Origin of the sequence: Chitinophaga filiformis (genome assembly GCF_021646545.1) — a bacterium.
GTDB lineage: Bacteria > Bacteroidota > Bacteroidia > Chitinophagales > Chitinophagaceae > Chitinophaga > Chitinophaga filiformis_A.
This window is the reverse complement of the sequence record NZ_JAKIRP010000003.1, coordinates 224,513-237,368: the sequence shown is the minus strand read 5'-3', so window position 1 is coordinate 237,368 and position 12,856 is coordinate 224,513. Positions and strand designations below refer to the sequence as shown.

11 protein-coding genes are annotated in these 12,856 nt (G+C 46.7%); 4 read left to right on the top strand and 7 right to left on the bottom strand.

The window, feature by feature from the left end:
* Window positions 1-14 precede the first annotated feature (14 nt).
* Window positions 15-527, top strand: a complete 513-nt coding sequence (tssO, locus tag L3C95_RS10785) for a type VI secretion system TssO (protein WP_236386318.1) — start codon at window positions 15-17, stop codon at window positions 525-527.
* 115 nt (window positions 528-642) lie between these two features.
* A complete protein-coding gene (tssD, locus tag L3C95_RS10780; protein ID WP_089832892.1) occupies window positions 643-1,029 on the top strand; it encodes a type VI secretion system tube protein TssD in 387 nt (128 codons plus the stop codon).
* A gap of 1,285 nt (window positions 1,030-2,314) precedes the next feature.
* On the opposite strand, the gene L3C95_RS10775 is transcribed toward tssD, so the two are convergent.
* Window positions 2,315-2,710 carry a hypothetical protein gene (locus L3C95_RS10775; RefSeq protein WP_236386320.1) on the bottom strand — a complete coding sequence of 132 codons (396 nt, stop codon included), beginning with the start codon at window positions 2,708-2,710 and terminating at the stop codon, window positions 2,315-2,317.
* A gap of 8 nt (window positions 2,711-2,718) precedes the next feature.
* Window positions 2,719-3,252 (bottom strand): YceI family protein, encoded by a 534-nt coding sequence (locus L3C95_RS10770; protein ID WP_236386322.1) that lies wholly within the window; start codon window positions 3,250-3,252, stop codon window positions 2,719-2,721.
* A gap of 174 nt (window positions 3,253-3,426) precedes the next feature.
* Here L3C95_RS10770 and L3C95_RS10765 point away from each other — a divergent pair, with 174 nt between their 5' ends.
* Window positions 3,427-3,873 (top strand): DoxX family protein, encoded by a 447-nt coding sequence (locus tag L3C95_RS10765; RefSeq protein ID WP_236386324.1) that lies wholly within the window; start codon window positions 3,427-3,429, stop codon window positions 3,871-3,873.
* Here L3C95_RS10765 and L3C95_RS10760 read toward each other — a convergent pair.
* The 4 genes from L3C95_RS10760 to L3C95_RS10745 form a co-directional block, all read right to left on the bottom strand.
* Window positions 3,870-4,442 (bottom strand): Crp/Fnr family transcriptional regulator, encoded by a 573-nt coding sequence (locus L3C95_RS10760; protein ID WP_236386326.1) that lies wholly within the window; start codon window positions 4,440-4,442, stop codon window positions 3,870-3,872. The two genes, L3C95_RS10765 and L3C95_RS10760, sit on opposite strands and share 4 nt — an antisense overlap.
* 17 nt (window positions 4,443-4,459) lie before the next feature.
* Window positions 4,460-5,401, bottom strand: coding sequence for a type I pantothenate kinase (gene coaA / locus L3C95_RS10755; protein ID WP_236386328.1), 942 nt, complete (start codon window positions 5,399-5,401; stop codon window positions 4,460-4,462).
* Window positions 5,402-5,449: 48 nt separating this feature from the next.
* The gene (locus tag L3C95_RS10750; protein ID WP_236386330.1) at window positions 5,450-6,808 is read right to left on the bottom strand and encodes an NAD-dependent succinate-semialdehyde dehydrogenase; all 1,359 of its coding nucleotides are present in this window, start codon (window positions 6,806-6,808) and stop codon (window positions 5,450-5,452) included.
* A 102-nt stretch (window positions 6,809-6,910) separates the two neighbouring features.
* Window positions 6,911-7,915 (bottom strand): helix-turn-helix transcriptional regulator, encoded by a 1,005-nt coding sequence (locus L3C95_RS10745; protein WP_236386332.1) that lies wholly within the window; start codon window positions 7,913-7,915, stop codon window positions 6,911-6,913.
* A 512-nt stretch (window positions 7,916-8,427) separates the two neighbouring features.
* Here L3C95_RS10745 and L3C95_RS10740 point away from each other — a divergent pair.
* Window positions 8,428-11,274: a TonB-dependent receptor domain-containing protein gene (locus L3C95_RS10740; RefSeq protein ID WP_236386334.1), complete on the top strand. Its 2,847-nt coding sequence runs from the start codon at window positions 8,428-8,430 to the stop codon at window positions 11,272-11,274.
* Window positions 11,275-11,355: 81 nt separating this feature from the next.
* Here L3C95_RS10740 and pyk read toward each other — a convergent pair whose 3' ends face one another.
* Complete coding sequence (gene pyk / locus L3C95_RS10735; RefSeq protein ID WP_236386336.1) at window positions 11,356-12,846, bottom strand: pyruvate kinase; 1,491 nt, start codon at window positions 12,844-12,846, stop codon at window positions 11,356-11,358.
* Between the last annotated feature and the right edge of the window lie 10 nt (window positions 12,847-12,856).

Sequence of the window (12,856 nt, the reverse complement as noted above, 5' to 3'; positions counted from 1 at the left end):
AAACAATATAATACATGCGTGTACTAAACAAACAGGAGAGAACATCGGCCTTCTTATGGTTCCTGCTTTTCTTCGTTATTACCGTAGGGCTCTTTGTACTGGCCATATTCTTTAACTTCCAGGTACCTTCACGAGAGAACGCTTCGCTGCGTAAGCAACTGAGCGCTTTCCGCCAGGAACAGGCGTTTCAGGGCGAGTTTCTGCAGCGGATGGAGAAGGTGAAGAACAATCTTGATTCTATTAATCTGCCTAACCAGAATGCCAATTACATGGACCAGGTCATTGCCCAGGACCTGGTGAATATGCGTAATACCATCCCAAAAGAATCAGTAACGCACTACGGTCTGTACAATAATATTATTCAGAATTTATTGTCCATTCAGCAGAGTAAACAACAAATGAGAGGTTTACAGAATGCACAACAGACTATTGCAGAACTGAAAGAGAAGATTGCTGACCTTAACAGAGAGTTGGAAACGACCAGGAATGAACTTGATTATAACAGGCAGATTATGAGATCAAGATGAGTTAAATTTTTGGTTGTATTAAAGGATTAATTTAAATTTGGAACATAGATAAATACATAAATAGTTAGCTTCATTTGTTAATTCTTTATTGCAAACCTTAAACATTTAACCCATCATGTCCTTCAAATCAGTCTTTGAAGTAGCTGGCAAAAAAATGGTAGTAAAACATTGCAGCTACGATCTCACACAGGAAGTAGACGCTACCGGCCGCCCCTCATCAATAACCCGTGGTGGTCGCATCCGTCTCGTTGTTGAATCAACTGGTGAAACAGACCTCTTTGAATGGATGGTGAACAACTTTGAAAGAAAAGATGGCACCGTTACATTCTTCAAGAGAGATTCTGATGCCGAGTTGAAAAAGCTCAATTTTAAAGAAGGCTATCTGGTAAAGTTTGAAGAGTCTTTTGATTCTGATGACAAGAGCCCGATGACCGTTGCATTCACCATTTCTGCCCGGGAATTGAGCATGGGCAGTGGCACCCATATCAACGAATGGGTATGAGTGGTATGATTTGTTAGCTTAACGAAATTATGCCAGGGCCCTCGCGGATAACGCGGGGGCTTTTTGGTGTTAGTTCCTTTCTTATTGCTGCGTGTTTCAGAGAATGCAATGCTGTTTGGTTGCGTTGGCTGTTGGTGATTTGTCGTTTGGGTTACGCTGCGGTTTCAGAGTTGCCGGTGATTGTTGTTCTGTTGAGATACGCTGCGGTTTCAGGTGGGATCACGGCTGAGTTCTTTGAAGCTGCGTGCTATTGAGCATTGGAAATCGTGTGGGCGTTGGTTTGTCTATTTAACCCCTATCAATCGTGTCTACTGGCTTCAAACAACTGAGGCCGTGATCTCCACCTGAAACCCTCCGCTACTTTGAGGGCTCCACTAATGGCAATGACGCTATCTGAACATGCCTTTCTTTTTGTCTCCCATTAAGCAAACTGTATCTGTCTAAAGTGAGCTATCTCTGTCAAAAACTTTTGTCTGCTTTTGAGATTTCGACTTAAATAAAGGCAGCTGTCTTTTCTGAAAACGACCTGCAGTTCATGTGTTCAATTGGAGTTCGATTACAGTTCAACTACAAATCGATTACGGTTCAATTACAGTTCAATTAGAGGACACTATCTCCATATGCTCCTCGTTTACTGTTCGTTTATCCGCTTACTTTTTGTCAGTCGATGTTGATAATTTCTTTTAAGCTGAGTGTGTAGGAGGAAGAGGGTGTTATGTGAGGAATGGTATCAACGGGCACAAAAGGTTTAAATATAGAAGGATGCCGGGAAGTAAGTTAATTGTATTGCATTAACACAATAATGCGATTATAAAGCTCTTTTAGGCTGGATATGTAGAAGGGAGTCATGTATAGAACAGTACCATAAAGAACAGCAACTTTAAGTATATGAAGGGGCCAGGAAGTAGTGGAGGTTTCATATAGTATCCGGGCCTTTGCCCGGTTCCCTGCATAGCGGTGCCGCTGATAAATGCACCAATGTTCATCTTTTTCACAAATCTCTAACAGCGTTACAAGCGGGCACCGACCGGATACTATATGAAACCGGAATGGATGCCGGACAAGTAAGTCAATTATCGCATTAACACATGATGCGTCAGAAGCGGGCACCGACCGGGTACTATATGAAACCGGAATGGATGCCGGACAACTAAGCCAATTATTGCGTTAACACATGATGCGTCAGAAGCAGGCAATGACCGGGTACTATACGAAACCAGAATGGTTGCCGATTAGGGGAGCCAATTATCATCATGCGATAACAAAACAATGCGGGAAGAGTATCTCAGGAGCGCAAGTTGCCAAAGAAAGGCTTGAACGCAAACCAGCCCAGTACAGGAAATAACTGCATCGGTACAACCAGCCCCGGAAATAATTCAGGCCGATCCACATCTAACGGAAGACTGATCATAAAAGGAATGATGAGGCTCACAAGCGTACCACCAGCAAGTAAAATACCCGTTAAGGTTTCCATTTCCTTTTTGAATAGTTTATCCATGCCAAAAGCGAACAACGCAATCAACATTCCCGCAAACAGTGACGCACTGAAGATAGCTGCTGACGATACGATGCTATCGTAAGAAACCTCCAGCGCAGTAACGTAGATGCGGTAATAAAAAAAGGCAGCAAGCCCTGAAAGTATGCCTGCTGCCAATCCGGTGAAGAAATATTTTTTAAACATGTAATTGCTTATTGAGTAACGGGAACGGTTACATTCAATTTGAATACGTCGTCAACCCTGCCTCCAGCTTCGCCAATACCAAAGTCAACACGGTTTACATCAAAGTTACCGTTGAAAGTACCACCATTACCATTTCTCGTGAAAGTGAAAGGAACAGTGAACGGTTTCTTCACACCATGCATTTCCAGCTCACCCTGCGCCTCATAACCAGATGCAGTTTTATTCACTTTTGATGCGATGAAATGAATGGTAGGATATTTCGAAGCATCAAACCATTTACTGCCTTTAGCATGTGTATTCTTTAAGCCATTGCCGGTATTGATGGAAGTTACGTCGATAGTCACGTCAAATTTGGAAGCGGCCAGGTTCTTTTCGTCGAATAGCACCTGTCCCTTCAGATCTCTGAAGATACCGTTGGCGCCGGAGCCGGAAAACTTAATGGAATGTCCCTCGGCGATCTTCCAGTTCTGGGAAGATACAAAGGTGAACGCCGAAGCCAGCAGAATGATGGCAGCTGCAAACGGATAAAATACTTTTTTCATTGTAGTGTTCATTAGTGTGATTGTGTGGTTCAAAAGTAATCGGATAATTACTCTACTGCAAAAAGGATACCTATAAATAAATGTTAATAAGTACTGCCTGGCAAGCGGTAAAAGCTAACAAATGTTAGTCCGGCGGGAGGAGTTTTACCGGAACTTTGTGTCAAATTCAAGGTTATGGCATTCCTTTCCGGTCTTTTATCAATAGGCTTATTATTACTACTGGCAGGTCATTTATTCAACATTCCCTTGCTCCGGCAATGGCAACATGATGCCCGGGTGGCAGCCGCGGTGATGTTTATACTGATAGGTTTTATGCACCTTGCCACTCCGCGGAAACTGACGTACATGATCGAAGGCTGGCTGCCATATGCACTGGAGCTGGTATTGATCAGCGGTCTACTCGAAATAATATTGGGAATCGGATTGCTGATACCGGGCCTGAGGATCTATGCTGCATGGGGATTGATCGTACTGCTGGTGCTCATGTTCCCGGCGAATATCTATGTGGCAGTAAAACAATTACCAGCCCCCGGCGGACTACCGGCAAAAGCCTGGTATACGTGGAGCAGACTGGCCTTTCAACCTGTTTATATTGCGTGGGTGTGGTGGTGTGTGCGTTAAAGTCCCCGTCTGATACGGCTTAGGCTCTCAGGTTCTATGCCCAGGTATGAGGCAATGTATTTTACGGGTATCTGCTGCACTACCTGTGGATGTTCGGCCAGCAGCTGGAGATATCGCTCTTTGGCGCTGTATTGTAAAAAGGCCAGTTCACGGTGGTATTTGCGGACATACTGATATTCTGCCAGCAGGCGGCCGGTATGTTCTGCTGCATGACTTCTCTTGTACAGTTCCTGCAGATCGGCATAATAGAAAGCAAAGCCATTTACAGGCGTTATAGCCTGCAAAGAGACGATGGATGGCTGTTGTGTAATAAAAGAGGCGTAGGCGGTCGAAAACTGCCCGGGAAATGCGAAATCGAGCGATACTTCCTTGTCCTGGTGTACCGTGAATACCCGTACAATGCCCGACAAGATAAAATAGATGGCGGAAGATACCCTGCCCGCATGTGCAAGAAAAGAGCCGCTACTGAACTCCACTGGCTGCAGTAACGGCTCAAATAAATGCCAGTTATCCCCCGAATGTTTGTCAAGCTGTAATAGTGCCTGTTTTACCTGGTTGACATCTGGCATCGTTCGGTATTTTTAGATCAGATCCTTCTTAGTTTCAGCGACTGTACAAAGTGATGGCTGCCCTTTTCCAGTATCAGGCTGGCCCTGAAACGGGTGGGCATAATGTTCAGTTCCAGGTTGGGCTTGTTGATCTCATTCCAGATGTTGGTAGCAAATTCTACTGACTCGTCATCCGATAAATGTGCATACCGGTGGAAGTAGGAGTCGGGATTCTGGAAGGCTGTCTGTCGCAGGGACTTGAACCTGGCGATGTACCATTGCTGAAGGTCTTCCAGCTCCGCATCCACATAGATGGAGAAATCGAAGAAGTCAGAAACGAAGATAGTAGGCTCGCGCTGCTGCTGTCTTGGTCTTACCTGCAATACATTCACACCTTCAACGATCACAATATCAGGAGATTCTATCCATTGTAACTGATTCGGAAGGATATCATATTCCAGGTGACTGTACACCGGGGCAGAAACCCTCTCCCTGGCAGATTTAACATTGGCGAGGAACTGTATCAGCCGGCGGATATCGTAGCTCTCGGGGAAACCCTTACGGTTCATAATGCCCCGTTGTTCCAGTACCCGGTTGGGATAAAGGAACCCATCCGTGGTGACCAGGTCCACTTTCGGGTGGTTAGGCCAGGCCGACAACAAACGTTGCAGCACGCGGGCTGTTGTGCTTTTACCTACAGCCACACTACCGGCAATGCCGATGATGAAAGGCACTTTCAGGAACTGACTGCCAAGAAAGCTGTTGGTGGCAGCATGAAGCCGCTGTGCACTGCTCACATACAAATTCAGCAGGCGGGAAAGCGGTACATATATCTGGGTGATCTCGTCCATCGTCAGTGGCTCGTTCAGCCCCTGCAGCGTGTCGATGTCATTCAGTAGGTGTAACATAGGATCGTCACTCCTTTTCGCCCATTCTTCCCTGCTGATTGTAATATAGGGAGCATAATTATTCCTCGTCATGAAGATTTTGTTGCCAGTTTACGTGTTGGTACCTGTCTTTTCAGGCTGCTAAGCTATATAAACCGTTTTAACATTCAAAAATTCATGTGCGCCTTCAAGGGCCAGTTCCCTGCCGTAGCCGGACTGTTTCACTCCTCCAAAGGGCAGACGCGCGTCTGAGCGCACCATGGCATTGATGAACACGTTTCCGCTCTCTATCTGGCGGGCCAGTCGCCGGGCTTTATCTAGATCGGTGGTCCAGAGGGAGGAGCCTAATCCAAACGGTGTCTGGTTGGCCAGTTGAATGGCATGGTCTTCATTGGCCGCTTTGATGATCACCGCCAGTGGACCGAAGGTCTCTTCTTCAAAGGCTGTCATGCCCGGTTGTACGCCGGTGAGCAGGGTAGGGACGAAGTTAGCCTCCTGGTGCTGCCCACCCAATGCCAGGCTGGCGCCCTGGGAAACGGTTTTTTTCAGTTGCTGTGCCAGCTCGGCTGCCAGGTCAGGGCGCGCCATAGGTCCCATATCTGTCTCCTGATCGAAAGGATCACCCTGACGCATATGCCCCAGGATACCGCTCACCTTGTCGGTGAAGTCGCCTAATACGGCTTCCTCCACGATCCAGCGTTTAGCCGCAATGCAGGACTGTCCTGCGTTCTGCATGCGGGCCTTCACTGCAATCTTAGCGGCTTCGTCCAGATTGGCATCCTTCAGTACAATGAATGGGTCGCTTCCGCCCAGTTCCAGGACGGATTTCTTAATGTATTTTCCCGCCAGTGCGCCGACACTCATACCCGCGCCTGTGCTGCCTGTGAGGGTTACTCCCTGCACCCTGGGATCTGCTATTACAGGTTCAATATTCTTTGAATTGATCAGTAATGCCTGAAAAGCTCCTTCCGGGAATCCTGCCTGCAGAAACAGGTCTTCCATGGCCAGCGCACAGCCGCTTACATTACTGGCATGTTTCAGCAGGGCGGTATTGCCGGCCAGCAGGTTCGGAATAGCGAAACGGAACACCTGCCAGTAAGGAAAATTCCAGGGCATGATAGCCAGAATAATACCTTTCGGCTCATACGATATATAACTTTGCTGTGCATCCGAGGTGATGAGTTTGGGTTGCAGTATTTCAGCGATATGTTCAACGTAATATTCAGCGGATGTAGCGCACTTCAATACTTCTGCTTTTGCTTCCCTGAGCGTTTTCCCCATTTCACGGGTAATGATGGCTGCGTGCTTATCTGCATTCGCCTTCAGCAAACCTGTCAGCGCCAGCATCCAGTCGCAACGCTCCTGCAGGCTGGTATGCGATAAATGACGGTAAGCCTGGTGCCCCCATGCGAGCCGCTGTTCAACGTCAGCCTCCGTATGAGAGGCATATTCAGCTATTGTTTCCTGATTATATGGATTGATACTTCTGAAGGTGCTCATATAAAACAATTTACACTATTGCAGACAACATACATGCCGTCTGCAACAGTGTAAATGTAACGTTTATAAAGTATCTCCGGCCGAATGGATGATGTGTGGAAATTATAATGGATAACGGAACAGAAAGGGACTGCAATTGAAGTACTTTGTGAAAGCGGCAGCAAAGGATTTAAAGCTTTTGTAACCGACCAGCGGCGGAATATCGTTCAGCGGTATGTCCTGAATGGCCAGAAAGCCGGCTGCGCTTTCCATACGGTAAAGATGTATGAAATGATTGACGGAAATACCATTCAGCTGGAGGAAGCTTTTCGCAAGAAGGTCAGCGCTGATGTTAAATCGCTGAGCAAGGAATTGCAAAGTAAGCGGTCTGTCTACATATAGTTTGATATATTTTTTTACACTGTCCAGCAAAATAACATCATCAGCCGTCACTTCAATCCTGTTCTTCTTTTGAGGCAGCAGCTGCCGCATAAAATGTTCGAGCATCAGCATCGACTTTTTCTCGCGGTAAAAGATAGTAGCCAGCTCGTTAAAACAGCAACTCCGGATGTCCTGTATGAGCATCATGAAATATGCGTCCAGCACTACCTGGCGGGGAGCGTTGATCATGCCGCCTTTGTTCTTCTGTGCCTCCTCTACCTTCTGCCTGATATCGGCATGCAGCTTCCTGAATCGCGATTGTTTTAACACATAGAACAATGTGTCATTGTTGAAGCTAATGTGGAAAAAGCAATGCTTGCCTTTCGGAATAATGGCAACATTAACCGCTTCCAGGTAAAAGAGGTTCAGTTCCTCCTTTTTCAGCTCCACGTTGTCTGTACCGTTCACAAATGCATCCACATTGGTTTTGTCAAGGGAAATGTGCAGATGAAACGAGGGTTTCGACGGGGTAGGTAATACATCTAATTCGCGCGCTTTACATATTACCTGGTGTTCGAATACTTCAAACAAGCCCGCCTCCATTTTCTGCTGGAAAACAGTTTTCTGAGCAAAGCCATGAAGGACCATGGTCGAGTGTTCGATAACAGCGCCGGAAAATCTCCGGGGAACATCTGTAACAGAGAATATACCTTTAAAAAATTCAAAAGACGCCGAAAGCAGAAACATGTCAAGATTGGTTTTTGGATGATAAAATAATATAGAGGCATTCATCCCGCATGACACAGGTATGAACGTCGTCGGGATCTGCACAACGTGGTATCAGTTGTAGTGCTAACAACCATCTTGCGATGAAAAGGCGGCGGTAACCTTAGGATAACAAGACAGGGATATCGTTATTTAGGTTTAGTAATTTTCACAGTGACAAAAACTAGCATTCACATGATAGTTCTAATGGCTATCTGATCATAAAATTATTCTTTTGTTTATTGTTAAAAGTTAATAGCTCGTTAATGATAGCTGATCCATTTACCAGTTATTTTGTTTCAAAACGATCATCGTACCCGGGGTTTGTGTTAAACAAGTTTCGGGAGATAAGCGTTAATACTCATAGGCAATATGTTAATAGATGAGATATAAATGTTATAACTCTCAGTAATGAATACTTGAGTATAACAAGGTGATTTTATCTATATGCCTGAAATAGGTTATATTTAACAATAACCCAAACCAAACAAATAATGATGTCAACCAGGAGTCTAATTCGTATCGTAGTGTTATTACTATGCCTCTATGTATCAGTAGCAGCCGCATATGCTCAGAAACAAAGAATAACCGGTAAAGTCACAGATGCCACCACAGGAGTGCCGCTCGAAGGAATCACTGTGAGGGTGAAAGAAGCCAGTTCTGGTACGCTGACCGCGAAGGATGGTACCTTTTCTATTGAAGCAAAGTCAGATGACGTGCTGGAGCTCAGTGCGATTGGTTTCAGACCCTTATCTGTGCCTATAAACGGCCGTACAACGGTGGATATCCAGCTGGTTTCCACGGTGTCGGAACTTAGTCAGGTGGTGTTGGTGGGTACCCGGTCAGGCGGACGGGCAAAGATCGAAACACCCGTTCCGGTTGATGTCATTTCCCTGAGCCAGGCGGCTTATCCTACTGCCAAGATGGACCTGACAGCCCTGCTCAACGTGTCTGCACCTTCCTTTAACTACAACAAGCAAAGCGGCAGTGATGGTGCTGACCAGGTAGACCTCGCCACCCTCCGTGGCCTGGGACCAGATCAGACCCTCGTACTTGTGAATGGCAAACGCCGTCACCAGACAGCTTTCGTTGCCGTATACGGTACCCGTGGCCGTGGTAATTCCGGTACAGACCTGAACGCCATTCCGGAAGCGGCGATCGACCGGGTGGAGATACTTCGTGACGGTGCTTCCGCCCAGTATGGTTCAGATGCTATCGCTGGTGTGATCAATATCATTCTTAAGAAAGAGGTGAATCACCTCTATGTAAATGCCGGTTATGCCGGTTACTATGACCATAAATACAACACCTATTTCGGTAAGGAATTAAATCAATACAAAAATAACGGAGCAATTGATGGTAATGCAGTTTCCGTGGGATTAAGCTATGGCGTGCCTTTGGGCAAGAACGGCGGCTTCCTGAACTTCTCAGGCAATTTCCTGAAACAGGGCAAGACCTTCCGCCAGGTGCTGGATACCAATCTGGCCCACGAAGATGCTTTGCCTATCAACGTAGTAAGAAGGTCTTACGGGGATGCCTCCAAAACTACAGGTGGCGGTATGCTGAACCTCGAGCTGCCTTTCGCTGACGGACGTACTACTTTTTATGCCTTCGGCGGATATAACCATAAATTTTCCGACACATATGCCTATACCAGGCATTTTAACGGGAATAACCCTAATTCCAGTGCGCATTCCGATCGTTTCCCTACAGATGCGAACGGAAATCTGATCTTCTATCCGGATATCATGTATCCGGTTACATCTCCCGGAGGTTTACCTAACGATACCGTATTTGATCCACACATTCAGAACAAGATCAACGACTGGTCTGCGGCAGCCGGTATCAAAGGCGAATTCGGTAATGGCTGGACCTGGGACCTGAGCAATGTGCTGGGGCGTAACGATTTTCATTTCTATGGCGATAAAACCTTCAACGCCTCTATGGGCGCTAACACGCCTACCCATTTTGACGATGGAGGATTCTCCTTCCTGCAGAATACAGCCAATCTGACCCTGGGTAAGGACCTGCCTAACGTAGCCGCAGGCCTGCACCTGGCGTTCGGTGCGGAATACAGGTATGAGAACTACAAGATCTATGCGGGAGAAGAGGCGTCTTACAGAAACTATGATCCTACCTTCTTCAAAGCCACCGGTGCACAAGGTTTCCCGGGGTACCGTCCTTCCGATGAAGTGGATGCCAACCGTTCCAATGTTGCCGGTTTTGTGGATGCAGAGCTGGATGTAACAAAGAAATGGTTGATCGGGGCTGCTGTACGTGCAGAGAACTATAGCGATTTTGGGTTCACCAGCAATTATAAGTTTGCAACACGTTACAAAGTAACGCCCAACTTTAACATCCGCGGTTCTGTGAGCACTGGTTTCCGCGCTCCTTCGTTGCAGCAGATCAATTTCAGCTCCCAGTATACTAACGTACAGGGAGGCACGATCACTGAGGTGAAGATCGCTCCTAATACCAACAGTATTACCAGGGCTGCCGGCATCCCTGACCTGAAACAGGAAAAATCAGTGAACGCAAGCCTGGGCTTCACCTGGAAACCGGTTAGCGCACTGTCGGTAACTGTGGACGGTTATCTTGTGAAAGTAAAAGACAGGATCGTATTATCAGGTCAGTTCAGCGCCAGCGATACTACGCTGTCTCAGGAACTGTACAATACTTTGAACGAACTGCATATAGACAATGCGCAGTTCTTCGCCAATGCGGTAAATACCACCAACACTGGTATCGATGTGGTGATCGACTATAACAAACGTTGGGCGAACCAGCGCTTCAGGGCATTGCTGGCAGCTAACTTCCAGCACATGGAGATCGACAAGATCAATGTACCGGAAAGACTTAACGACAGCTATCTGCATAGAAAATCTTTCTTCAGCGACCGTGAGGAGCGCTTTGTATTGGCTTCTGCACCTCCGATGAAGATTGGCCTGAACCTGGACTATGGTATCAATAAATTTGGCGTAAGTGCGCACGTCACCTATTTCGGTAAAGTGGAACTGTATGGTTATGGCTGGAGCGGAGACCTGGCCGGTACAGGTATTAATCCGGTAGTAGGCCTGGATAACGATCCTAACAAACTGGTGCCTGAGCTATTTAAATATAAAGGCAAGGCTGTAACAGACCTGGCTGTAAATTATAAATTCACCAAACAGCTGAACTGGTTTATCGGTGCTGATAACATCTTCAATGTACACCCTTCACTGGGAGTTGCGGATGGAGCAAGGTTATCGGCTTACGACAGTGAGAGTGGTGGCGCATGGGATGCTGTGCAGATGGGCTTTAATGGTATCCGTCTCTTTACACGTTTTGTGCTGACACTATAATGGATGATGTAAGTATAAATAAAAAGGTCTCGTATTAAACGAGACCTTTTTATTTATACTATAATGTTGTTCCGTTCATGCTTATTCAACAACGGTAGAGATCTTGATCGTGTTGGTAGGCAGGTGTTCTGCTACTGGTGTGCTGCCGGTGTTTACTACAACATCCGCTGGTTTCACGAAACCTCTTTCTTTCAGGATGTTGATCTGGTCGGAGATGATCTCGTCCAGGCTTTCTTCACCATCATAGAAGAAGGCGCGTACACCCCAGCTCAGGCTCAGCTGATTAACCAGTGTTTTCTCCTTAGTGAAGATAAACAGTGGAGAGCGTGGACGGTAGCTGCTCAGCATGAAGCCGGTGTAACCGCTCTGGGTCATACCGATCAGCGCATCTGCATCCAGGTCTTCTGCCATCTTACAGGCATTGTAACACAGTGCATCGCTCAGGAAGGTAGGAGAGTGACGGTGAGGGATCAGGTTACGGTTGTAGATGATGTCTTCTTTCTCTACTTCACCAATGATCTTTCTCATGGTCTGGATCACCAGCTCAGGGAACTGACCTGTTGCGGTCTCACCACTCAGCATTACCGCGTCAGCGCCTTCCAGTACCGCGTTCGCTACGTCAGTGATCTCACTACGGTTAGGACGGGTGCGGTCTATCATGCTTTCCATCATCTGCGTAGCCACGATTACAGGCTTGGCACGGTGGATACATTTACGGATGATATCTTTCTGGATCATTGGGATCTGCTCAACCGGCAGTTCCACACCCAGGTCACCACGGGCAATCATTACGCCATCGCTTTCCCAGATGATTTCCTTCAGGTTCGCAATTGCTTCAGGTTTCTCGATCTTGGAGATCACCTTCATTTTGGAATTGCGCTCTTTCAGGCGTTTGCGGATCAGCTGGAGGTCATCTACGTGTCTAACGAAGGACAGGGCAACCCAGTCACATTCCTGATCGATGATGAATTCCAGGTCCACGATATCTTTTTCGGTCAGTGCTGGCAGGGAAACTTTAGTGTCTGGCAGGTTGAAGCCTTTCTTGGAAGACAGTACACCTGGCAGGGTCACTTCAGCTTTGATCTCGCCATCGGCAGTGATCTCTCTTACTACTGTTTCAATTTTACCGTCATCCAGGAGGATTTTCTGGCCTGGTTTAACGTCTTTATGCAGGTCTGCGTAGGAAACATAGATCTTTACAGCGTTACCCACCACTTTCTCATTCACGAAGGTCAGGATCTGACCAGCTACCAGTGGTAATGCATTGTTCTCGATCTCACCAACGCGCAGTTTAGGGCCTTGCAGGTCAGCCAGGATGGCTACATTGTAAGGCTCGGTTTTGTTGATCTGACGGATATATTGGATAATACGCAGTTTATCCTCGTGAGAGCCATGTGAAAAGTTCAGACGGAACACGTTAACGCCGGCTCTTACTAATGCCAGTAAGCCTTCATAGGTATCGCAGGCCGGGCCGACAGTTGCTACGATTTTGGTTTTGTGCTGGGAATGTGCACGTGAAGCTTCATGATCCATCTGTTTGTGTACGTATTTTGATAAATCTTTTGTACTCATAGCTCTATTT

What these genes read in the sequence shown, in the direction of transcription:
- pyk (WP_236386336.1), bottom strand. Translation starts at nt 12,846, where the DNA reads ATGAGTACAAAAGATTTATCAAAATACGTACACAAACAGATGGATCAT.
- L3C95_RS10770 (WP_236386322.1), bottom strand. Translation starts at nt 3,252, where the DNA reads ATGAAAAAAGTATTTTATCCGTTTGCAGCTGCCATCATTCTGCTGGCT.
- L3C95_RS10765 (WP_236386324.1), top strand. Translation starts at nt 3,427, where the DNA reads ATGGCATTCCTTTCCGGTCTTTTATCAATAGGCTTATTATTACTACTG.
- L3C95_RS10750 (WP_236386330.1), bottom strand. Translation starts at nt 6,808, where the DNA reads ATGAGCACCTTCAGAAGTATCAATCCATATAATCAGGAAACAATAGCT.
- L3C95_RS10760 (WP_236386326.1), bottom strand. Translation starts at nt 4,442, where the DNA reads ATGCCAGATGTCAACCAGGTAAAACAGGCACTATTACAGCTTGACAAA.
- tssD (WP_089832892.1), top strand. Translation starts at nt 643, where the DNA reads ATGTCCTTCAAATCAGTCTTTGAAGTAGCTGGCAAAAAAATGGTAGTA.
- coaA (WP_236386328.1), bottom strand. Translation starts at nt 5,401, where the DNA reads ATGACGAGGAATAATTATGCTCCCTATATTACAATCAGCAGGGAAGAA.
- L3C95_RS10745 (WP_236386332.1), bottom strand. Translation starts at nt 7,915, where the DNA reads ATGTTTCTGCTTTCGGCGTCTTTTGAATTTTTTAAAGGTATATTCTCT.
- tssO (WP_236386318.1), top strand. Translation starts at nt 15, where the DNA reads ATGCGTGTACTAAACAAACAGGAGAGAACATCGGCCTTCTTATGGTTC.
- L3C95_RS10775 (WP_236386320.1), bottom strand. Translation starts at nt 2,710, where the DNA reads ATGTTTAAAAAATATTTCTTCACCGGATTGGCAGCAGGCATACTTTCA.
- L3C95_RS10740 (WP_236386334.1), top strand. Translation starts at nt 8,428, where the DNA reads ATGATGTCAACCAGGAGTCTAATTCGTATCGTAGTGTTATTACTATGC.